This window comes from Burkholderia sp. Ac-20345 (assembly GCF_017104825.1).
Taxonomy (GTDB): Bacteria; Pseudomonadota; Gammaproteobacteria; order Burkholderiales; family Burkholderiaceae; genus Burkholderia; species Burkholderia lata_B.
This window is the reverse complement of record NZ_JAAGPO010000018.1, coordinates 70,605-89,278: the sequence shown is the minus strand read 5'-3', so window position 1 is coordinate 89,278 and position 18,674 is coordinate 70,605. Positions and strand designations below refer to the sequence as shown.

At 66.6% G+C, this 18,674-nt stretch carries 21 protein-coding genes and 2 pseudogenes; 13 read left to right on the top strand and 10 right to left on the bottom strand.

Annotation, left to right across the window (positions count from 1 at the left end; genetic code table 11):
* Window positions 1-327, bottom strand: a pseudogene (locus tag G3O06_RS10075) (DUF2339 domain-containing protein); the annotation flags it as partial.
* A 493-nt stretch (window positions 328-820) separates the two neighbouring features.
* Here G3O06_RS10075 and G3O06_RS10070 point away from each other — a divergent pair.
* The 5 genes and pseudogenes from G3O06_RS10070 to G3O06_RS10050 all read left to right on the top strand — a co-directional run.
* A pseudogene (locus G3O06_RS10070) lies at window positions 821-2,112 on the top strand (glycine betaine/L-proline ABC transporter ATP-binding protein); the annotation flags it as partial.
* Complete coding sequence (choW, locus tag G3O06_RS10065; RefSeq protein ID WP_174969847.1) at window positions 2,105-3,001, top strand: choline ABC transporter permease subunit; 897 nt, start codon at window positions 2,105-2,107, stop codon at window positions 2,999-3,001. The pseudogene G3O06_RS10070 and the gene choW, both read left to right, overlap by 8 nt.
* Window positions 3,002-3,392: 391 nt before the next feature.
* Window positions 3,393-4,391, top strand: a complete 999-nt coding sequence (locus tag G3O06_RS10060) for a GlxA family transcriptional regulator (RefSeq protein ID WP_174917049.1) — start codon at window positions 3,393-3,395, stop codon at window positions 4,389-4,391.
* Window positions 4,392-4,490: 99 nt separating this feature from the next.
* Window positions 4,491-5,438, top strand: a complete 948-nt coding sequence (locus G3O06_RS10055) for a choline ABC transporter substrate-binding protein (protein WP_174950513.1) — start codon at window positions 4,491-4,493, stop codon at window positions 5,436-5,438.
* Between the two features lie 296 nt (window positions 5,439-5,734).
* Window positions 5,735-6,361, top strand: a complete 627-nt coding sequence (locus tag G3O06_RS10050; protein WP_205815905.1) for a trimeric intracellular cation channel family protein — start codon at window positions 5,735-5,737, stop codon at window positions 6,359-6,361.
* A 9-nt stretch (window positions 6,362-6,370) separates the two neighbouring features.
* Here the strand turns inward: G3O06_RS10050 and G3O06_RS10045 are convergent, their stop codons facing one another.
* Window positions 6,371-6,796, bottom strand: a complete 426-nt coding sequence (locus G3O06_RS10045) for a PACE efflux transporter (protein WP_174998017.1) — start codon at window positions 6,794-6,796, stop codon at window positions 6,371-6,373.
* Window positions 6,797-6,943: 147 nt separating this feature from the next.
* Between G3O06_RS10045 and G3O06_RS10040 the strand changes: the two genes are divergently transcribed.
* The gene (locus tag G3O06_RS10040) at window positions 6,944-7,873 is read left to right on the top strand and encodes a LysR substrate-binding domain-containing protein (protein ID WP_205815904.1); all 930 of its coding nucleotides are present in this window, start codon (window positions 6,944-6,946) and stop codon (window positions 7,871-7,873) included.
* A gap of 45 nt (window positions 7,874-7,918) precedes the next feature.
* Here the strand turns inward: G3O06_RS10040 and G3O06_RS10035 are convergent, their stop codons facing one another.
* Complete coding sequence (locus G3O06_RS10035; protein ID WP_205815903.1) at window positions 7,919-9,067, bottom strand: exo-alpha-sialidase; 1,149 nt, start codon at window positions 9,065-9,067, stop codon at window positions 7,919-7,921.
* 67 nt (window positions 9,068-9,134) lie between these two features.
* Window positions 9,135-9,404 (bottom strand): MoaD/ThiS family protein, encoded by a 270-nt coding sequence (locus tag G3O06_RS10030; RefSeq protein ID WP_205815908.1) that lies wholly within the window; start codon window positions 9,402-9,404, stop codon window positions 9,135-9,137.
* Window positions 9,405-9,641: 237 nt separating this feature from the next.
* Between G3O06_RS10030 and G3O06_RS10025 the strand changes: the two genes are divergently transcribed.
* Window positions 9,642-10,007 carry an ASCH domain-containing protein gene (locus G3O06_RS10025; protein ID WP_205815902.1) on the top strand — a complete coding sequence of 122 codons (366 nt, stop codon included), beginning with the start codon at window positions 9,642-9,644 and terminating at the stop codon, window positions 10,005-10,007.
* A gap of 64 nt (window positions 10,008-10,071) precedes the next feature.
* On the opposite strand, the gene G3O06_RS10020 is transcribed toward G3O06_RS10025, so the two are convergent.
* Complete coding sequence (locus tag G3O06_RS10020) at window positions 10,072-10,470, bottom strand: nuclear transport factor 2 family protein (RefSeq protein ID WP_205815901.1); 399 nt, start codon at window positions 10,468-10,470, stop codon at window positions 10,072-10,074.
* A gap of 80 nt (window positions 10,471-10,550) precedes the next feature.
* Here G3O06_RS10020 and G3O06_RS10015 point away from each other — a divergent pair, with 80 nt between their 5' ends.
* A complete protein-coding gene (locus tag G3O06_RS10015) occupies window positions 10,551-11,507 on the top strand; it encodes a LysR substrate-binding domain-containing protein (protein ID WP_205815900.1) in 957 nt (318 codons plus the stop codon).
* A gap of 25 nt (window positions 11,508-11,532) precedes the next feature.
* On the opposite strand, the gene G3O06_RS10010 is transcribed toward G3O06_RS10015, so the two are convergent.
* Window positions 11,533-12,222, bottom strand: coding sequence for an aspartyl/asparaginyl beta-hydroxylase domain-containing protein (locus G3O06_RS10010; protein ID WP_205815899.1), 690 nt, complete (start codon window positions 12,220-12,222; stop codon window positions 11,533-11,535).
* Between the two features lie 243 nt (window positions 12,223-12,465).
* Between G3O06_RS10010 and G3O06_RS10005 the strand changes: the two genes are divergently transcribed.
* Together G3O06_RS10005 and G3O06_RS10000 are read left to right on the top strand one after the other, a co-directional pair.
* Complete coding sequence (locus G3O06_RS10005) at window positions 12,466-12,810, top strand: DUF4148 domain-containing protein (protein ID WP_174931189.1); 345 nt, start codon at window positions 12,466-12,468, stop codon at window positions 12,808-12,810.
* Between the two features lie 80 nt (window positions 12,811-12,890).
* Window positions 12,891-13,166, top strand: coding sequence for a DUF4148 domain-containing protein (locus G3O06_RS10000; RefSeq protein WP_205815907.1), 276 nt, complete (start codon window positions 12,891-12,893; stop codon window positions 13,164-13,166).
* 144 nt (window positions 13,167-13,310) lie between these two features.
* Here G3O06_RS10000 and G3O06_RS49650 read toward each other — a convergent pair whose 3' ends face one another.
* Together G3O06_RS49650 and G3O06_RS09995 are read right to left on the bottom strand one after the other, a co-directional pair.
* A complete protein-coding gene (locus tag G3O06_RS49650) occupies window positions 13,311-13,436 on the bottom strand; it encodes a hypothetical protein (RefSeq protein ID WP_277403703.1) in 126 nt (41 codons plus the stop codon).
* On the bottom strand, window positions 13,433-13,960 hold the full coding sequence (locus G3O06_RS09995; protein WP_205815898.1) for a cytochrome b: 528 nt from the start codon (window positions 13,958-13,960) through the stop codon (window positions 13,433-13,435). The genes G3O06_RS49650 and G3O06_RS09995 overlap by 4 nt, the downstream gene beginning before the upstream one ends.
* A 189-nt stretch (window positions 13,961-14,149) precedes the next feature.
* Between G3O06_RS09995 and G3O06_RS09990 the strand changes: the two genes are divergently transcribed.
* The 3 genes from G3O06_RS09990 to G3O06_RS09980 all read left to right on the top strand — a co-directional run bounded on the left by G3O06_RS09990 (window position 14,150) and on the right by G3O06_RS09980 (window position 16,816).
* Complete coding sequence (locus tag G3O06_RS09990) at window positions 14,150-14,500, top strand: hypothetical protein (RefSeq protein ID WP_205815897.1); 351 nt, start codon at window positions 14,150-14,152, stop codon at window positions 14,498-14,500.
* A 61-nt stretch (window positions 14,501-14,561) separates the two neighbouring features.
* A complete protein-coding gene (hpnI, locus tag G3O06_RS09985; RefSeq protein ID WP_205815896.1) occupies window positions 14,562-15,731 on the top strand; it encodes a bacteriohopanetetrol glucosamine biosynthesis glycosyltransferase HpnI in 1,170 nt (389 codons plus the stop codon).
* Window positions 15,728-16,816, top strand: a complete 1,089-nt coding sequence (locus G3O06_RS09980; RefSeq protein ID WP_205815895.1) for a lysylphosphatidylglycerol synthase domain-containing protein — start codon at window positions 15,728-15,730, stop codon at window positions 16,814-16,816. Before hpnI ends, G3O06_RS09980 begins: the two co-directional genes overlap by 4 nt.
* A gap of 43 nt (window positions 16,817-16,859) precedes the next feature.
* On the opposite strand, the gene denD is transcribed toward G3O06_RS09980, so the two are convergent.
* Both denD and otnI read right to left on the bottom strand, forming a co-directional pair.
* Window positions 16,860-17,831 carry a D-erythronate dehydrogenase gene (denD, locus tag G3O06_RS09975; protein WP_205815894.1) on the bottom strand — a complete coding sequence of 324 codons (972 nt, stop codon included), beginning with the start codon at window positions 17,829-17,831 and terminating at the stop codon, window positions 16,860-16,862.
* 28 nt (window positions 17,832-17,859) lie between these two features.
* Window positions 17,860-18,636: a 2-oxo-tetronate isomerase gene (gene otnI / locus G3O06_RS09970; protein ID WP_205815893.1), complete on the bottom strand. Its 777-nt coding sequence runs from the start codon at window positions 18,634-18,636 to the stop codon at window positions 17,860-17,862.
* Window positions 18,637-18,674: the final 38 nt, after the last annotated feature.

The window sequence follows — 18,674 nt, the reverse complement described above, 5'->3', positions numbered from 1 at the left end:
GTGCACCGTCGCGTCGCTCGTGGCCGAGCCGACCTTCGCGCCGGCCAACTGGCCGCGCAGCGACGCGACTTCACGCGTCAGCGTTTCGACGGTCGCTTCGAGACGTGCGACGCGATCGGCAAGCGGAGCCGGCGCGGACGGTGTCGCGGACATCGCAAACGCGTCCGGTGCGGCCTGCTTCCCCTTGCGCTTGTGTTGCTGCAGCGCGTGGCCGATGCAGAACCCGACGGCGGCGCCGAGCAGCGAACCGTTCGCGGCCGGGAAATCCCCGGCCAATGCGGCGATGCCGCCCACGATGAAGCCGATTACGGCGAATGCCCAGTTCAACGCCTTGCTCCCTCTCTGTATCGTTATCGTCCATCGATCGCGGTTGGTACCGTATCGAGGCGGTTTCAGCACGGCCGGCAGGCGAACCGGCATGTGCGCGTCGAGCGGGCGACCTTCGTGAGAAAGCCCCGTGGCAACGTCGCGACCAGCGTGTTTGCGGGGAATGTATCACAGCGGCCGTCGCGGATTTTCCGGGTTGGCGCGGTATCGCGGCGTGCACCATCCGGTGTCGCCGCGCGGCTTTTTGCACGGTCATGCTTTTTATTGGTGAATGCCGTGCGTGCTTTCGTCTGAATAGATCGACGCGTGATCGGACGTGAAATTGTCGTAAAGCGACGTGCGTCCGATGCGGTTTGGCGCAAAACGCGACGCGATACGCGCTGCGCTGCTGCGCACAAGTCCGACGCGCGATGCCCGCCGTTGCTGGCCGTCCGCGTATTGCGCCGCCGCAATCGGGTGGCGCCGCGTGCCGCGGCCCGCCGGGCGGGGCTGGAGGCCGTGTCGTATTTGCGCAAGCGTTTGTCGTAATTCGTCGGCAGGTCGGGGTTTTTTCTGGCAACTATGTAGGCACGCTATGACAAGCGAGAGTCCCCGCTACACGAGGAGAAGGTTTCGATGGATGCCCCCAAGGTCGTGGTCGAAGGTCTGTGCAAGGTATTTGGAAGCAACCCGCAGCAGGCGCTCGACATGCTCGCCGCCGGCGCGACGAAGGACGATGTGCTCAAGCGCACCGGTCAGGTCGTCGGCGTGCACAACGTCTCCTTCGATGTGCAGGAAGGCGAAATTTTTGTGCTGATGGGCCTGTCGGGCTCCGGCAAGTCCACGCTGATCCGCCTCGTGAACCGGCTGGTCGATCCCAGCGCCGGCAAGGTGATGATCGACGGGCTCGACGTCGCGTCGGCGCGCCGCTCGGCGCTGACCGCGCTGCGCCGCAAGGACATGAGCATGGTGTTCCAGTCGTTCGCGCTGATGCCGCATCGCTCCGTGGTGTCGAATGCCGCATTCGGCCTGGAAGTCGCGGGCGTCGGCAAGAAGGAACGCGAGCGCCGCGCGATGGAAGTGCTCGAGCAGGTCGGCCTCGCACCGTTCGCGCACAAGCTGCCGTCCGAGTTGTCGGGCGGGATGCAGCAGCGCGTCGGCCTCGCCCGCGCGCTGGCCGTGAACCCGTCGCTGATGATCATGGACGAGGCGTTCTCCGCGCTCGATCCGCTCAAGCGCCGGGAAATGCAGGATGTGCTGCTGCAACTGCAGAAGGAACAGCGCCGCACGATCATGTTCGTGTCGCACGATCTGGAGGAAGCGCTGCGCATCGGCAACCGCATCGCGATCATGGAAGGTGGCCGGCTCGTGCAGGTCGGCACGCCGCAGGACATCATCGCGAACCCGGCCGACGATTACGTGCGCGCGTTCTTCGACGGCATCGACACCAGCCGCTACCTGACGGCCGGCGACCTGATGCAGACGGGCGCCGTGCCGATCGTGTCGAAGTGCGATGCCGCGAACGTCGCGGCGACGCTGAACGGCAGTGCCGAATACGCGTTCGTGCTCGACGCCGAACGCAAGATCCGCGGCTTCGTCACGCGCGATGCGCTCGGCCAGGCCACGCCGTCCGTGCGGCCGATCGAAAGCATCCGGCGCGATGCGTCGCTCGAACATGTCGTCGCGCGTGTGGTCGCGAGCCCGAATGCACTGCCGGTCGTCGACGACGACGGCTGCTACTGCGGCTCGGTCGATCGTGCGCTCATCCTGAAGGCCATCACGCGTTCGCGAGGCTCCCATGTCTGAAATGATTCCGCTCGGTACCTGGGTTGACCAGTCCGTTCACTACCTGCTCGACCACGACGCCAAGACGTTCGACGCGATCGGTCAGGCGATCGAGGGGCTCGCGGCATTCGTCGAGCACAGCCTGCAGGCGATCCCGATGTGGCTGATGATGGCGATCTTCATCGGCGTCGGGCTGTGGCGGGTGGGCTGGCGCTTCGCGCTGTTCACCACCGCGTCGCTGCTGCTGATCTTCGCGACGGGCTTCTGGGATCAGACCGTCATCACGCTCGGCCTCACGCTGTCGTCGACGATCATCAGCCTCGTGCTCGGCATCCCGCTCGGCGTCTGGGCCGCGAAGAGCAAGTGGGTCGCCGCGACCGTGCGCCCGATTCTCGACCTGATGCAGACGATGCCCGCGTTCGTTTACCTGATTCCGGCCGCGATGCTGTTCGGTCTCGGCCGCGTGCCGGGGATCCTGTCGACGGTGATCTTCGCGATGCCGCCGGCGGTGCGCCTGACGAGCCTCGGTATCCGCCACGTGAACCGCGAGATCGTCGAAGCCGGCCAGGCCTTCGGCTGCACGCCGTGGCAGCTGCTGTACAAGGTGCAGTTCCCGAATGCGCTGCCGTCGATCATGCAGGGCGTGAACCAGACGATCATGATGGCGTTGTCGATGGTGATCATCGCGTCGATGGTCGGCGCGGGTGGCCTCGGCAACGACGTGCTCGCCAGTATCCAGCGCCTCGACATCGGCCTCGGTTTCGAAAGCGGTCTGTCGGTCGTGCTGCTCGCGATCATTCTCGACCGCATCACCGAAAGCTTCGGCCGTGCACCGGGCACCGTGAAGGCGCCGCTGTTCTCGGGCCTCAAGCAGCTGTTTCGCGTGAAGGCAGCACCCGCACAGGCCTGACCTCCGGCGGCCGGCGCCTCCCGGCCGCTCACCCTGAATATAGATAACGGCTTCCGCGGCTTTGGCCGCGGGGCTGGCCCCCTGCAACCTCCTCGAGGGTCTGTTTCCAGATGGAACGCACATGCGAATGCCCGAAATCGCTCGCAGGGCAAGAAGTGAGGAGCGCCGTTTGGCCGAGCCAAACAAGCGACGAGCGACGCCGCCATGCGGGCGATTTCGGGCATTCCCGTGACATGAACTTTTTATTTTGGGGTTGCCACGAGAACGGCCGCTCGCCGCGTTGCGCTCCTTGCGAATACGTCAGTATTCGCGGCGTCACGCGCCTCGCGAGCGGCCGTTCTCGTGGCAACGCATGCGCGTTCCATCTGGAAACAGACCCTAGGAGACCGATGTGACGTCCGCCGTCGCTGTCGCGCCCGCCGCCTGCGTTTCACCGGTTTCGTCCCTCGCCCATTTCGGCTTCCTGACGCTGCCGAACTTCTCGATGATCGCGTTTTCGAGCGCCGTCGAAGTACTTCGGATGGCGAACTACGTCGGGCGTGCCGATCACTACCAGTGGTCGATCTACTCGCTCGACGGCAGTCCGGTGCACGCCAGCAACGGCATCGCGGTACGGCCCACGCAGGCGCTCGACTATACGAACCTGCCCGACGTGATGATCGTGTGCGGCGGCATCCGTATCCGCGACGTGGTCGACGAAGGCGCGCGCGATACGCTCGCGGCGTTGTCCGAGCGCGGGCTGCCGCTCGGCGGCATCTGCACGGGCGCGTATGCGCTGATGTCGAGCGGGCTGCTCGACGGCTATCGCTGCACCGTGCACTGGGAGAACCTTTCCGCGCTGCATGCCGAGTTTCCGCAGGTCGGTTTCGCCGACGAGCTGTTCGTCGTCGACCGCGACCGGCTGACCTGCACCGGCGGCACCGCGCCGCTCGACCTGATGCTGAACCTCGTCGGCATGCGGTTCGGCCAGCAGCTGGCCGCGCAGGTTTCCGAGCAGTTCATCCTGGAGCGCATCCGCAGCTCGACCGATACGCAGCCGATTCCGGTCGACGCGCGCGTCGGCTTCTCGCGCGCGGAGCTGATCGAGGTCGTGCGGCTGATGGAGGCGAACATCGAGGAGCCGCTGTCGCTCGAGGAACTCGCGCGGCTCGTGCGGCTGTCGCAGCGGCACCTTCAGCGCATGTTCAAGGTATACCTGAACGTGTCGCCGACCCACTATTACCTGACGCTGCGCCTGAAGCGCGCTCGCGACCTGCTGCGCACGACCGACGCATCGATCGCGCGCGTGACGACGGTCTGCGGCTTTCATTCGCCGTGCCATTTCAGCAAGGCCTACCGTGCGCAGTTCGGCCATGCGCCGAGCTACGAGCGCCGGTTGCCGGGGCGCTGACCGACCCTATGGTCCGCGACGCCGCCGGGATCGCGGCGCGCGGCTTCAATAAAACGATCCCGCATTCAAGCAAACGACATCACTTTGAGGAGAAGCAAGATGAAGCGCCTATTGATCGCAGCGGTGTGCGGGGTCGGGATAACCGCGCCGATGTCGGCCGTGTATGCGGCCGATCCGCCCGTGTGCAAGAACGTGCGCTTCGCGGATGTCGGCTGGTCCGACATCGCGGCGACCACGGGCCTCGCATCGACGATGCTGCAGGGGCTCGGCTACAGCCCGACGAAGACGATCGCATCGGTACCGATCACGTTCGCCGGTATCAAGAGCAAGCAGATCGACGTGTTCCTCGGCTACTGGTCGCCGACGATGGACCCGATCATCCAGCCGTTCACGAAGGCCGGCACGATCAAGGTGCTCTCGACGCCGAACCTGACCGGCGCGAAATACACGCTCGCGGTGCCCGATTACGTGTACCAGGGCGGCCTGAAGTCGTTCGCGGACATCCAGAAGTACGCGGACAAGCTCAACGGCAAGATCTACGGGATCGAACCGGGCAACGACGGCAACCTGCTGATCAAGAAGATGATCGACGGCAACCAGTTCGGCCTCGGGAAGTTCAAGATGGTCGAGTCGAGCGAGGCCGGGATGCTGGTCGAGGTGAATCGCGCGATCCGCGACAAGCAGTGGATCGTGTTCCTCGGCTGGGAACCGCATCCGATGAACGTGCAGATGAAGATCGACTACCTGACCGGTGGCGACGACGTGTTCGGCCCGAACTACGGCGAAGCGAAGGTGCTGACGGCGACGCCGCCCGACTACTCGCAGCGCTGCCCGAACGTCGCGAAGTTCGTGTCGAACCTGCAGTTCACGACGACGATCGAGAACCACGTGATGATGCCGATCATGAACAAGGAAGATCCGAACAAGGCAGCGGCCGAGTGGCTGAAGGCGAACCCGCAGGCGCTCGACAAGTGGCTTGCCGGCGTGACGACGCTCGACGGCAAGCCGGGCCTGCCGGCGGTGAAGGCTTATCTCGGCGTGCATTGAGCGACGTGCACCGGGCTTCACGGTCCTGATCGGAAGCCTGACGTGTCTTTGAGCCGGCGGAAGCAGGACGTACATCCTGCCTCCGCCGGCTTTTTGCATTCGGCTTCACGCATGGCCCGACGGCGAGCGGACGATACGCTAGACTGCTCGATCCCGATCGAGGAGGCGGCCATGATCCGCAGCACGCGCGATGTATCCGGATGGCGGCAGGAAGACAGCAGGCGGCTGAGCGGCGCGTCCACTCGTGTCGCCGCAGGCGGCAACCGGATGACGCAACACCCCGACGGTTCTTTCGCATGAAGCGCATCGAGCAAGTGGTGCTCGCCGCCGATCTCGCGGGCACGATGGTGTTCGCGATCGAAGGCGCCAATGCGGCGATCGGTGCCGGACTCGACCTGTTCGGGGTCATGGTGTTGTCGCTCGTCGTCGCGCTCGGCGGCGGTGTGATCCGCGATCTGCTGATCGGCGCACGGCCGCCGAGTGCCGTGAGCGACTGGCGCTATCCGGCGCTCGCGTTCGCTTCAGGGCTGTTCGCGTTCGTGTTTCATGAGCGGGTCGCCGCGTTTTCTCCGTCGCTGCTCACGGCGCTCGATGCGGCCGGCCTGGCGTTGTTCGCGGTCGCGGGCGCGGTGAAGGCGCTCGAATTCCGGGTTCATCCGTTCATTGCCACGCTGATGGGCGCCGTGACCGGTTGCGGCGGCGGTGTCGTGCGCGATGTCCTGCTCGCGCGGGTGCCGGTCGTCCTGGTCACGGATATTTATGCGAGCGCGGCGCTGCTCGGCGCGGTGTGCGTTGTGTCGTGCAGGCGGCTCGGTTGTCCGCCAATCGCCGCGGCCGTGCTGGGCGGCGTCGCGTGCTTTGCGCTGCGGATGGCGGCGGTGCGCTTCGGCTGGCAATTGCCGAAAATTGCCACGGGCGTGTGAGCGTTCGGCTCACGACCCCTTCGTCGCCGCCGGCACGTCGAACACCCGATCGAACGCCCACTGGAACACGAACGCGTAACAGAAGAAGAACGCAAACAGCCCGATGTCGACGACGAATGCGTCGAGCCACGAGATGTCGAGCCACCACGATACGACGGGCACCAGGATGAAGATCAGCCCGCCTTCGAATCCGGTCGCGTGCAGGATCCGCCGCCCGAGCGTGCGTGACGGCTGCCGGCGCGACGCTTCCCAGCGCTCGAACAGCGCGTTGAAGATCATGTTCCACAGCATCGCGATCGCCGACATCGTCGCCGACAGCGCGCCCGAATAGACGAGGTCCTGCTTGAAGATCGCCGCGATCACGGGCGAGATGCAGGAAATCGCAATCGCTTCGTAGAGCACCGCCTGCGTGATCCTGCGCGGTAGGCCTTGCACGTTGTTGCTCCGGTTCGTCGCCACGCGCCGTGGCACCGTGCCGCGACGTCCCGCAAGGCTATCCGCGTTGCACGCACGCTTCAATTCACCTAATCTCACCCCGATTCAATTGAATTCAACCTGGCCTGATCCGGCCCGCGAGGCCCCGTGTTCTCGAAAATTCCCCTGACCGCATTGCGTGTATTCGAGTCGTCGGCGCGGCTCGGCGCATTCAAGGCCGCCGCGGATGAACTGTCCGTGACGCCGGCCGCCGTGTCGCACCAGATCAAGTCGCTCGAAAGCCGGCTCGGCGTGTTGCTGTTCGAGCGCGGTGCGAGCGGCGTGCGGCTCACGGAGGAGGGCGAGCGCCTGTTTCGCGCGAGTCACGATGCGCTGCTCACATTGAGCCGCGGGCTCGATGCGGTGCGGCCTGAGTCGACCGGCGAGCGCACCCTCGTGCTGACCACCACGCCCGCGTTCGCCGCGATGTGGTTGATTCCGCGCCTCGGCCGGTTTCGTCGCATCGATCCGCACCTGCACATCAAGGTCGAGACCGGCAACGAGCTCGCGGATCTCGAACGCGATGCACGGATCGATCTTGCGATTCGCGCGACGTCGCGCACATTTCCGGCGCTGCACGAGATTGCGCTGATCGACGAGTATTTCGGCGCGTATGCGGCTGCCGGGTTCGACGCGCATCGCGCGAACGAGCCGCTGGACCTGATCGAGACCGTTTGGGATACGCCGCTGCCCGTGTCGGTCGACTGGGCGTCGTGGTGCCGCGCGGCCGGCCGCGACGCGTGGCTCGAGCGCGCGGTATTTCGCCACTACGACGACGAGCATTACGCGTTGCAGGCGGTGCTGCACGGGCAGGGCATCGCGCTCCTCAGTTCCGTGCTGGCCGCCGAGCATGTCGCCCAGGGGGCGTTGACGCCGATCGAGCCGTCGGTGCGGATTGACGGCGCGCGCTTCGTCGCGCTGTGCCGGCCGGGGCGGGAGCGGGAGCCGCAGGTCAGGTCGTTTCTCGACTGGCTCGAGGCGGAGATTGCGCAGACGCGGGAGGCGGTGGCGCGGATGGGGACGGGCGTTGAGCGATAAAGCGGGCCGTGCGCGCGGTGCGCGAACCGGCCCGCTTGCACACCATCACCCGAACCGCACACAGTAGACCGGCGGCAAATGCGCCGACACCAGCCGCCAGTTTTCCCCGCCGTCGTCGGACGTCCATAATGCGCCGGTCGTCGACGCCATCGCGAGGCGCGTGCCCGAATCGTCCACCGCGAGGCCGTGCCGATACACGAGGTCGTAGGCCGGCGCAGGCGGCAACCCGTTCGTGAATTGCTCGAAACTGCGCCCGCCGTCGCGCGTGCGCGTGACCACGAACCGGCCGTTCACCGGAATCCGGCATGCGTCTTTCACGGCCGGCACGAACCACGCGGTATCCGGCTCACGCGGATGCACGGCCACCGCGAAACCGAAACTCGAAGGCTGCGCCTCGATCCGACGCCAGTGTTCGGCGCCGTCGGTCGAGCGGAAGATCGCGCAGTGATGCTGCGTCCACAGCACGTCCGGGTCGGCCGCGCACTGCACGACGCGGTGCGGGTCCTGCATGTTCGGGTCACCGCGCCGCTCGGGCGGCATGTAGTCGGCTTCCATGCCGTCGGCGGTCACTCGCCACGTCGCGCCGCCGTCGGCCGTCTGCCAGACGCCGCCGCACGAGATGCCGATCGTCACGTGCCGGCTGTCGCGCGGGTCGACCATCACCGAATGGATGCCCGGCGCATCGTATCCGCCGCCGCCCCATTCGGCGCGCTCCGGGCGATCCCACAGTGCCCGGTTGAGCACCCACGAACTGCCGCCGTCGTCCGAGCGGAACAGCCCGCCGGGAATCGTGCCGGCCCACAGCACGCCCGGCTCGTCGGCGCCGCCGGCTTCGAGCGACCAGATCTGCTGGAGTGTCCACGGTGGGGGCGGCGGGCCGGGAGGCGCGTCGTCCGCGTCGGCGGTGCCGGCATTCACGCGGGCATCGGCGGGCGGGGCGTCGGCGGGTTGCGGCGGATAGACGGGCACCGCGCATTCTTCCCAGTCGGCGGCGCCGGCGCGCCTGCGGTGCAGCTTGACGCCGAAATGACCGAGGTTCAGCGCCGCATACAGCGTGCCGTCGCGCGGGTCGGCGAGCGCCATGCTGACGGGCTCGCCGGCGAAGTGCGGCTCACCGAGCGTCCAGCTGCCGCTGCGGTCGGGCTGCAGGACGAACAGGCCCTTGCGGGTGGCGACGAGCAGTCGATCGTTCATGTGGGATGTCTCCTGATGGCCCGACCTCGCGTTCCGGCACCGGATCGGGGCTGATGCATTTGTCCCCTTATCCGCCCGTCAGCGCCTGTACGACATAGACCCGGCTGGCGTTGCCGAGCACATCGGACAGGCGTTGCCGGTCGCGTATCGGCTGGCCGTCGATGAATACCGACAGGTGTTTTCGCAGCGCGCCCTGGTCGTCGAGGATGTAGCCGCGCAGCCGCGGCTGCTCGCCGAAAACGGTGTCGAATGCTTCGCCGAGCGTGTGAGCGTCGATTTCGCGCTCGGGCGTTTCGATATGCCGCTGGATCGAGGCGGCGAAGAAGAGGTGCGCCATGGCGGTGGCTGGCGGGAGCCGCGCGGAGGGGACGGTCTGTAGTTTAGGCGATCCGTCCGGCGTTTCAGGGCGGGGTCGAAAGATAGAGGCGCGGACAACACGATCGCCGCGCCCATTCGACAGGATTCGGCGAATCGGCAACAATCATGCCGCGACCGTGGCTGCATGCCTGTCCTGACCGGTAGGTCGCCTGACGGTCACGAAACACGCTCCAATTGACTGCAGGAAATACCCGTCATGTCACGACTGGCCCTATCGATCATCGCGCCTGCCGTCGACGACATTCTCGCGGGACGCAAGCAGGTCGAAATCCGTTCCTGGGCGCCGCCGACGATTCCGTTGACCGACCTCGTGCTGGTGCAGAACACGATCTATCTGCGCCAGGACGGGCAGGAAGATCCGGATGGCATTGCGCTCGCGCGGGTCGACGTCGTGGGCGTGCATGACTGGACGCCCGACGAAGCGCGCTCGCAAGGCAAGCAATGGTGTGCCGGATACGTGTGCTGGGAACTGACGAATGTGCGGGCGATCGCCCCGCCATTCCGATGCGCAGCGAAACGCGGAGTCTATGCGCTGGAGACCGCGCAGCGTCATGCATCCTGACACCCGCGCCCGGGAACGACGGAGCCATCGGTGAGGTTTGCCGGGCAGATATCGTGCAGTCGTACTACGCGTACTTGTCGCCCACCGCCGCCCTGACCGGATGCGTGTCGTAGACGATGACCATGCGCTCGACGAGTCCGCTGTCGTCGAACTCGAACACGTCGACACATTCGAACTGCACTGCCGAGCCGTCCTTCAGCCCCCAGTCGTACACGAAGTAACCGGTTGCCCGTCGTGCGCCGGTCGCGCTGACGCAGATGTCGATCGCCGTGATCCGGCTTTGTCCGGATGCCGAAACGACCTTTTCGAAGAACGGTGTCGGCTGCATCCAGCCGAGAAACGGAGAAAAAATCCGTGCATCCGGCGTGAACAGCGCGCAGATCGCGGCGACGTCGCCGCGCTCGAGCGCCTTCAGGTAAGTGTCGACCTGCCGCGTGTATAGTGCCTTCGACGACGAGACCATTCTCTTTCTCCGCTGATGGTTGACGAGCCGGGCCGCAGTAACCGCTGCGGATCCGGCGCAATCACGATAGCGATGCACCGATGTCCGAACAATCGAAAAATCCGCAACCCGGGCATGCGGCCCGTGCATACCCGCTGGCTGAACTCACGCGGGCGCTGCCGCCATTGACGGCGTTTCAGGCCTTCGTCGCCGCTGCCGAACTGGGCAGCTTCAGCCGGGCCGCCGATCATCTGTGCAGAACCCAGGGCGCAGTGAGCCGTCAGGTGCAGCAACTGGAAGTGCATTACGGGTGCGCGCTGTTCGTGCGTCATGCGTCGGGGCTGACGCTGACCGCGGAAGGCGGCGCGTTGCTGACGGTGGCCGTCGACGTGCTGACGCAACTGGCACGCCACGCGGAGGCCCATGCCGGCGTCGCGCCGGTTCTCACGCTGCGGTTGCCGTCGACCTTCGCGATCCGCTGGCTGCTGCCGCGTCTCCCGGCGCTCAATCACGCGCTGGCGCAGACCGAGCTGCGGATCCAGACGTCGGCGGACGACACGCCGGATTTCGCCGGAACGGACGTCGACGCGATCGTCGTACGCGGGGCCGGGCACTGGGCCGGCATGGTGTCGGTTCCGCTGTTTGCAGAAAGGCTGACGCCGATGTGTACCGGCACGCTGGCCGCTTCATTGAAATCGATCGCCGACCTCGCGCACGCCACGTTGCTTCACCCCGCCCCCGGGCATGAAGAGTGGCGCTGCTGGCTCGCTGCCGTCGGCGCGACGCAGGTCGACCCGGAAACCGGGCTCGTACTGGACACGCTCGAGCTGACACTCACCGCCGCCGAGCAGGGACACGGCGTGGCGATCGGTGACCCGCGCATGGCCCGGGACCGGCTTGCCGCCGGGACGCTGGTTGCCCCCTTTGGTGACGTCGTGGACAACGGTCTCGGCTATTTTCTCGTGTACCCGTCGCCGCGTGCGACGCAACCCAGGATTCGCGCGCTGACGTCGATCCTGACGGAGTTGGCACACGACGATTCGCCGCGCATGGCTTGACGGGAAGCCGTGGCGGTCACACGTACTAAACCGGAATCGATCGCCCGCGCATCCTGATCCCGAGCCGCACGACGCCGATCACCACATTCGACAGCCACGTGAGCAGGCGCGGCATCCCGCGCCGGCGGATATCGAGCAGCAGCACGATCCGCACGGCGTCGCTGTCGTTCCAGACCTCGTGCATGAACGTGTCATCCCACAGCAGGAAACGTCCTTCCTCGAGCCGGTATTCGTGGCCGTCGACCTTCAGCACGGCGGCCGGCGTGCCGTCCGCGCGCTTCGGCATCGACAGCACGAGATAGCCGCGCAGGATGCCGCGAAACGGCCCGCGATGCGGGGGAATGTGCTTGCCGGGTGCGAGGAACGACAGCGATGCGGACAGCACGTCCGGCGACGCCGCGACGATCGACGCGACGGTCGGGCAGCGCGACAGGTTGCGCGGGAACGGCTGGCCATACGCCTGCATGATGAACATCCGCCAGTCGCGTGCGTCGTTGGCCGAGATGTCGTACTGCTCGCGCATGATCTCGTGAAAGCGCGGGATGCGCGGCATGTCGCGCGCCACGGCGAATGCCTCTGCCTGGATGTCGGTCCACGCACGGACGAAACGCTCGGCATCGGGAAACACGGCCGTGTCGAGCACCGCGCCGCCGTCGATATGGCGGTCGTACAGCGTGCGCAGCAGGCCGGCAACATAGTCGTAGGCGACGGACATGATCGATCGAAGGGCGATCCGTAAGGAGTGACGTCAGTCTGCACGAAGCGCGGCGGGCGCTGCGTTACGTCAGGTTACGCCGGCTGACGAAACAATGACAGTTTCATGAACGTCCGTCCCGGGCGCTCGCGGCGCCGGAGAAGCCGCTTGATCCGGACTGCACGACGCGCGGGAATAAACGCACACGCTCCGTCGTCATACGGGTGTAGCACGTCGTCTCGTTGACTTCTCAAGGAGTGGAACATGAACACGCATTGGCTGGTGGCCGCCGCCGTGGCGGCGATTTCTCTCGCGGGTATCGCGACGCAAGCGTCGGCACAGGAACTGACACGCGCGCAGGTCAGGCAGGAACTGATCGACGCCGAAAACAACGGGCTGCGCTTCGTGACCGATACGTCGTATCCGGACGTGAGCCCGCTGTTCCAGCGGCAGGCCGAACAGATGCCGGAGCATCAGGCCAGCACGGCGGTCGGCAGCGATCCGGCCGCGTCATCCGAAGCGGGCAAGCCGGCGACGATGTCGCCGCGCCAGGGTTCTGCCGCATGCGTCGGCCCCGCGAGCTTCTGCACGATCTATTTCGGAAGCTGACGCGCCCGCCTGCGTTCGCAGGTCAGGCATTCAAGGCATTCAACAAGATTGATCGATACGGAACATTGAAGGAGTTCATGATGAAAACATATATCGCAGTACTGACGATGATCGGTGCGATCGTCGGTCAGTCGGCCTTCGCGCAATCGGCCGCGCCGCTGACGCGTGCACAGGTTCGCGACGAATTGATCCGCCTGGAAGCAGCGGGGTATGACCCGGCGAAAGGGGACGACGGCGAGTATCCGGCGGACATCCAGGCGGCGGAAGCGAAGCTCGCCGAGCAAGACCGGGCGAGGATGGCGGCTGCCACAGCGCATGCACCGACCCCCGCCACGCCGGCGCAGACCAGCAACTAGGTGCCGATATGGTCTTGTGTGACTACAGGCCGTCGTGTTCGCGGCACGGCAGTACGGCAGCCCTTCGCGCCGCTCGACGCGGCAGAAGAGCGCCGGCTGCGCTGCCCGTCATCGCGCGCCGCTTCTCGCGACGTCGCGATCATCTCATCGGCCGCGTGCGATGAGCGGCCGGTCGGCCGTGCGATGAACCGGAACGAAGACGGTATCGCTATCGGCGGCCACCCGGTTCATGCGCGCGATGGCATGCGGTGCCGCCAACGCGTCGATCACCAGGGCATCATGCGCTGCGTGACCTGATCGCGCAGCACGAAGCGGTGCGCCAGCGCGGCAGCGACGTGCAGGCAGATACCGGCGAACAGCGCCCATGCGAGGATGCCGTGCACGTCGCCCATCGCATGGCCGAAGCTGGAGCCGGCCGCCGACAGCACGGGCAACGGCACGACCCCGAACAGCGTCACGCCCCATGCGCGCGACGACGCGTTGATCCAGCCGAGCAGCGGCACCGCGATCAGCAGCGCGTAGAGCGCCAAATGCGTTGCGCCCGACAGTGCACGCATCGCGGGCGGCAGGTCACTCGCGGGCGGGCGATGCGTCACGCGCCACAACACGCGGCAAGCCATCGCGGCGAGCAGTGCGGTTCCCACGAGGAGGTGCGCGGCGATCAGGCCGATGGGCTGCGTATCGCGATGCACGTCCGGCATCGTCCAGCCGATCGCATATTGCGCGATGACCAGCGCGACGATCAACCAGTGAAGCAAACGCGCAACGGTGTCATATCGGGCGGGTGTGGACATGAAGACTCCTGCGTACGACGGGGACGGTGTCGGTTGAATGGATTCTAAGGTCGCTTTCTTAACGAAACGTTAAGCAGGCGTCGCCACAATCGTTCTCCGCTGGATTTCCGCTTTTCCTGATCCTGATCCACGCGACCTTTCGAATCTTTCAGATCGATACCGGTCGTCCGCACGGGAGACTCTTTCACCATGGCATCTTCGATGATCGAGCGATGGCGCGCCTACCTGCAGATCGCCGCACTGGCCGGCATGTTCATTCAGTGCTTCGTGCTGATTTCGTTGCTTGCATGGCGCGTACCCGAAGCATTTTTCACCACGATGACGTTTCGCATCTGGGCCGTCATCGCGGTTGCCACCGCGATCCTTTCGGCCCGCAAGCTTGCCGATGCGGCGTTCAAGGCCGCCGTTGCATGCGGCTGTGTGCGCGTGACAGGAATCGATCGCCGCACGGTGGTAGTGTCATCTGATTGCGCGTACCGTCGGTTGGTCGTCCTTCACATCCGGCTCCACGGGAATCGATACGGCGGCGCGCACGGGTGAACCGCGAGCGCGCGGCTGCTCCCGGGTGTCGTGGTCGTACGGGTCACCACTGGGGAGAAGCATGGTTTTGCTGCATGTGCTGCGTGCGCTGGCCGAGGCAATGTCGATCGTCTGCGGGCTGGGCGTGTTGCTGGGCATTGCGTACACGATCACGGCCAGCGTGCTGGTCGGCCGGTTCTTTTCCCGTGCGGCGGCCCAGCCGCGCGACTATCCGGGCGTCACCGTCGCGAAGCCGCTGCACGGCGACGAGTGGCAACTCGTACAGCATCTCGAAAGCTTCTTCGTGCAGAATTATCCGGGCCCGGTTCAGCACCTGTTCGGCGTGCACGATGCGAACGACAAAGCGCTCGCCGCCGTCGAGACGCTGCGCGCGCGTTACCCTGACGCGAACATCAAGGTCGTCGCCGACGCGCGGCTGTACGGGCCGAACCGCAAGATCGCGAATCTCGTGAACATGCTCGAACACGCGGAGTATTCGGTGCTCTGTCTCGCCGACAGCGACGTGCTGGTCGAGCGCGATTATTTGCGCGCGGTCGTCGGCGCGCTACAGCAGCCCGATGTCGGCATCGTGACGAGCGTCTATCGCGGCATCGCATCGCCGGGCTTCTGGCCCGGTGTCGCCGTCGCGATGACGAACTACCATTTCCTGCCGGGCGTGATCACCGGGCTCTTCATCGGGCGCGCACGGCCATGCTTTGGCCAGACGATTGCGATCTCGCGCGCGACGCTCGAACGCATCGGCGGGCTCACGCGTTTCGCGCATCACCTGGCCGAGGATCACGCGCTGGGCGAAGCGGTGCGGCAGGTGGGCGCGCAGGTCGTCATTCCGCCGTTCGTCGTCGGGCATGCGTGCGTCGAGGAGACGTTCGCGAAGCTGTACGCACACGAATTGCGCTGGAGCTGCACGATCCGCGCGGCGGACCGGCTCGGTCATGCGGGCTCGGTGCTGATGCACCCGCTGCCGCTCGCGCTGCTGGCGCTGCTGTTCTCCGGCGGCACGGCGGCCGCGTGCGGGCTGGCGGCCGCGGCGCTCGCCGCGCGGGTGCTGCTGATGCTGAAGACGAGCCGGGCGACCGGCGCGGGCCTGCGCGGCGCGATCTGGCTGCCGTTCGTCGATCTCCTGCAATTCTTCGTGTTCGTGTCGAGCTTCTTCTCGTCGCATGTCGTTTGGCGCGGCACGCGCTTTCGCGTCGACCGGGAAGGCCTGCTGTCGCCGGCGAGCGAATCATGACGACACCGACGAACCCCGGCGCCGATACCGCGGAACGAAATGCCGCGCGGGGCGACGCGCGGCTGCGCCATGCGGGGCAGGTGGCGGCGTTGGGCGGGCTCGCGCTCGCCGTGTGGCTGATCTGGCACGAACATCCGCTGGAAATCCTGCATCGCCTGCAGATCGCCGGGGCGGGGCTGTTGCTCGCGGCGCTGGCGCACATCCTGCCGATGCTCGCGAATGCGTGGGACTGGCGGATGCTGATCCGCGGCCCGCGCCGCCCGTCGTTCGCGACGATGCTGAAGCTCGTGTGGATCCGCGAATCGATCAACGGGTTGTTGCCGGTCGCGCGGATCGGCGGCGAGATCGTGTCGTTCGGCCTGCTGCGTCAGGCGGGCGTGCGGCCGGCGACCGTCGTGGCCAGCCTCGTCGCCGACATGCAGCTGACGCTGATCAGCCAGCTCGTGTTCGCGCTGGTCGCGATCGGCTACGTGCTCGAGCACGTGTCGTCCGATGCCGCGCGGGTGGCCGGCAACCTCGCGATCGGCATGGCCGCGCTGGTGCCGGTGCTGCTGCTGTTCGCGCTGGTGCAGCATGCGCGGCCGTTCGAACGCGCGATGCGCGTGCTCAACCGCATCACGAGCGGCAAGGTGGTGGCGCTGGTCGGCGAATCGGCGCGTACCGATCAGTCGATCCGGATGATCTGGAGAAAGACCGGCATCGTCGTGCGTTATCTCCTGATCTGGCAGACGCTGCAGTTCGTCGGCTATGCGCTGGAAATCTGGCTGGCGCTGTATTTTCTCGGCGCGGAGCCGACCTTCGCGCAGGCGCTCGCGATCGAGGCGCTGATCCAGCTCGTGAGCAGCATCGCGTTCCTGATGCCGGGCGGCCTCGGTGTGCAGGAGGGCGGGTTCGTGCTGATCGGCGGGCTGCTCGGGTTCGACCCGCCGACCTGTCTCGCACTGGCCGGCGCCCGCCGCGTGCGCGACCTGCTGTTCTATCTGCCGGGCCTGCTCGCGTGGCAGTGGGCGGCCGGTTCGGCGAACCGGCCGGGCGGAACGAAACGCGCGTCGTTGCCGATCGGGGAATCCGCCCGGCCGCATTGACGCGACCGGGGAGCCCGTGCCCGCGCATCGGGCGGCGCGGGGATCAGCGCCGTTCGTCGGCGAGATGGCTGCGGATCACGTCCGCGAACGACGTGTCGCCCTTCAGCCCGAGCGCTTCCGCGCGCGACGTATCCCAACGCCCCGGCCAGCTGCCGACGATCTTCTCGACGCGCTCGTCCGGCACATGGCGGATCAGCTTCACGACTTCGTCGCCCGCGACTTCGCGCAGCGCCGCGATCATTTCGTCGACCGATACCGACAGGCCCGGCAGATTGATCACACGTTTGTTGCCGAGCTTCGCGCCGTCGATCTCGCAGCCTGCGACGAGCGCTTCGATCGCGCCGCGCGGCGACAGCAGCCACAGCCGCGTCGAACCCGGCACCGGGCACACGCTTTCCTCGCCGTTCAGCGGCTCGCGGATGATGCCGCTCGCGAACGACGACGCGGCCGCGTTCGGACGGCCCGGCCGCACGCTGATCGTCGGCAGCCGCAGCACGCGGCCGTCGACGAAGCCGCGCCGCGCGTAGTCGCACAGCAGCAGCTCGGCGATCGCCTTCTCGGCGCCGTACGACGATTGCGGGTTCAGCGCGGTGTCGTCCTGCACGACGTCGGGCAGCGTGCCGCCATAGACCGCAACGGAGCTCGTGAACACGACGCGCGGCCGATGGCCACGCGCACGGCACACCTCGAGCAGCGTGCGCGACGCGTCGAGGTTGATCCGCATGCCGAGATCGAAATCGGCTTCGGCTTGCCCGCTGACGATTGCTGCGAGGTGGAAGATCGTGCCCGTCTGCGTGTCGATCGCGCTCTCGAGCACCGCGCGGTCGGCAATGTCGCCGACGATCGACGTCACGCGCGCGTCGCCGAAATCGCTGCCTGCGACGACGTCGAGCAGCACCAGCTCGTCGATCTTCTCGCCGCGGCCGTCGGGGCCGGTGAGTTCACCGCGCTCGAGCAGCTTGCGCGCGAGACGCTGGCCGAGAAAGCCGGCGCCGCCGGTGATCAGTACTTTCATGTTCTATACCCTCAAAGGAATACGGGAGTTACAGGTACGGCTTGAGCCAGCCGAGCCCTTCCGACGTGCCGGCCTTCGGGCGGTACTCGCAGCCGATCCAGCCGTCGTAGCCGAGCGCGTCGATCAGCGCGAACAGATACGGGTAGTTGAGTTCGCCGATATCCGGCTCGTGGCGTTCGGGCACGCCCGCGATCTGGATATGGCCGATGCCCGCGAAATCGCGCTTGAGCTTCATCGCGAGATCGCCTTCGACGATCTGGCAGTGGTAGCAGTCGAACTGCACTTTCAGGTTCGGCGCGCCGACTTCCGCGCAGATCGCCTGCGCGTCGTCCTGGCGGCTCAGGAAATAGCCGGGCATGTCGCGCTGGTTGATCGGCTCGATCAGGATAGTGATGCCCTGCGCGGCGGCGGCCTGCGTCGCATGCCGCAGGTTCGCCAGGTAGGTGTCGCGATGGCGTGCGCGGTCGGCACCCGGCGGCACCATGCCGGCCATCACGTGCAGCTTCTTGTTGCCGAGCACGCGCGCATAGTCGAGCGCCTGGTCGATACCGCGCCGGAACTCGTCCTCGCGGCCCGGCAGCGACGCGGTGCCGCGTTCGCCCGCAGCCCAGTCGCCGGGCGGCGCGTTGAACAGCGCCTGTTCGAGGTTGTGCGTGTCGAGGCGCGCGCGGATGTCCTCGGCGGCGAAGTCGTACGGGAACAGGTACTCGACGGCCTTGAAGCCGTCATAGGCGGCAGCGGCGAAGCGTTCGAGGAACGCGTGCTCGGGGTACATCATCGAGAGGTTGGCGGCGAAGCGTGGCATGGCAGCGGGTCCTGTGAATGAATGGGGCGGGGCGCACG

Coding starts and splice junctions, on each gene's coding strand:
- choW (WP_174969847.1), top strand. CDS start 2,105: ATGTCTGAAATGATTCCGCTCGGTACCTGGGTTGACCAGTCCGTTCAC.
- G3O06_RS10055 (WP_174950513.1), top strand. CDS start 4,491: ATGAAGCGCCTATTGATCGCAGCGGTGTGCGGGGTCGGGATAACCGCG.
- G3O06_RS10050 (WP_205815905.1), top strand. CDS start 5,735: ATGAAGCGCATCGAGCAAGTGGTGCTCGCCGCCGATCTCGCGGGCACG.
- G3O06_RS10035 (WP_205815903.1), bottom strand. CDS start 9,067: ATGAACGATCGACTGCTCGTCGCCACCCGCAAGGGCCTGTTCGTCCTG.
- G3O06_RS10030 (WP_205815908.1), bottom strand. CDS start 9,404: ATGGCGCACCTCTTCTTCGCCGCCTCGATCCAGCGGCATATCGAAACG.
- G3O06_RS10025 (WP_205815902.1), top strand. CDS start 9,642: ATGTCACGACTGGCCCTATCGATCATCGCGCCTGCCGTCGACGACATT.
- G3O06_RS10020 (WP_205815901.1), bottom strand. CDS start 10,470: ATGGTCTCGTCGTCGAAGGCACTATACACGCGGCAGGTCGACACTTAC.
- G3O06_RS10015 (WP_205815900.1), top strand. CDS start 10,551: ATGTCCGAACAATCGAAAAATCCGCAACCCGGGCATGCGGCCCGTGCA.
- G3O06_RS10010 (WP_205815899.1), bottom strand. CDS start 12,222: ATGTCCGTCGCCTACGACTATGTTGCCGGCCTGCTGCGCACGCTGTAC.
- G3O06_RS10005 (WP_174931189.1), top strand. CDS start 12,466: ATGAACACGCATTGGCTGGTGGCCGCCGCCGTGGCGGCGATTTCTCTC.
- G3O06_RS10000 (WP_205815907.1), top strand. CDS start 12,891: ATGAAAACATATATCGCAGTACTGACGATGATCGGTGCGATCGTCGGT.
- G3O06_RS09995 (WP_205815898.1), bottom strand. CDS start 13,960: ATGTCCACACCCGCCCGATATGACACCGTTGCGCGTTTGCTTCACTGG.
- G3O06_RS09990 (WP_205815897.1), top strand. CDS start 14,150: ATGGCATCTTCGATGATCGAGCGATGGCGCGCCTACCTGCAGATCGCC.
- hpnI (WP_205815896.1), top strand. CDS start 14,562: ATGGTTTTGCTGCATGTGCTGCGTGCGCTGGCCGAGGCAATGTCGATC.
- G3O06_RS09980 (WP_205815895.1), top strand. CDS start 15,728: ATGACGACACCGACGAACCCCGGCGCCGATACCGCGGAACGAAATGCC.
- denD (WP_205815894.1), bottom strand. CDS start 17,831: ATGAAAGTACTGATCACCGGCGGCGCCGGCTTTCTCGGCCAGCGTCTC.
- otnI (WP_205815893.1), bottom strand. CDS start 18,636: ATGCCACGCTTCGCCGCCAACCTCTCGATGATGTACCCCGAGCACGCG.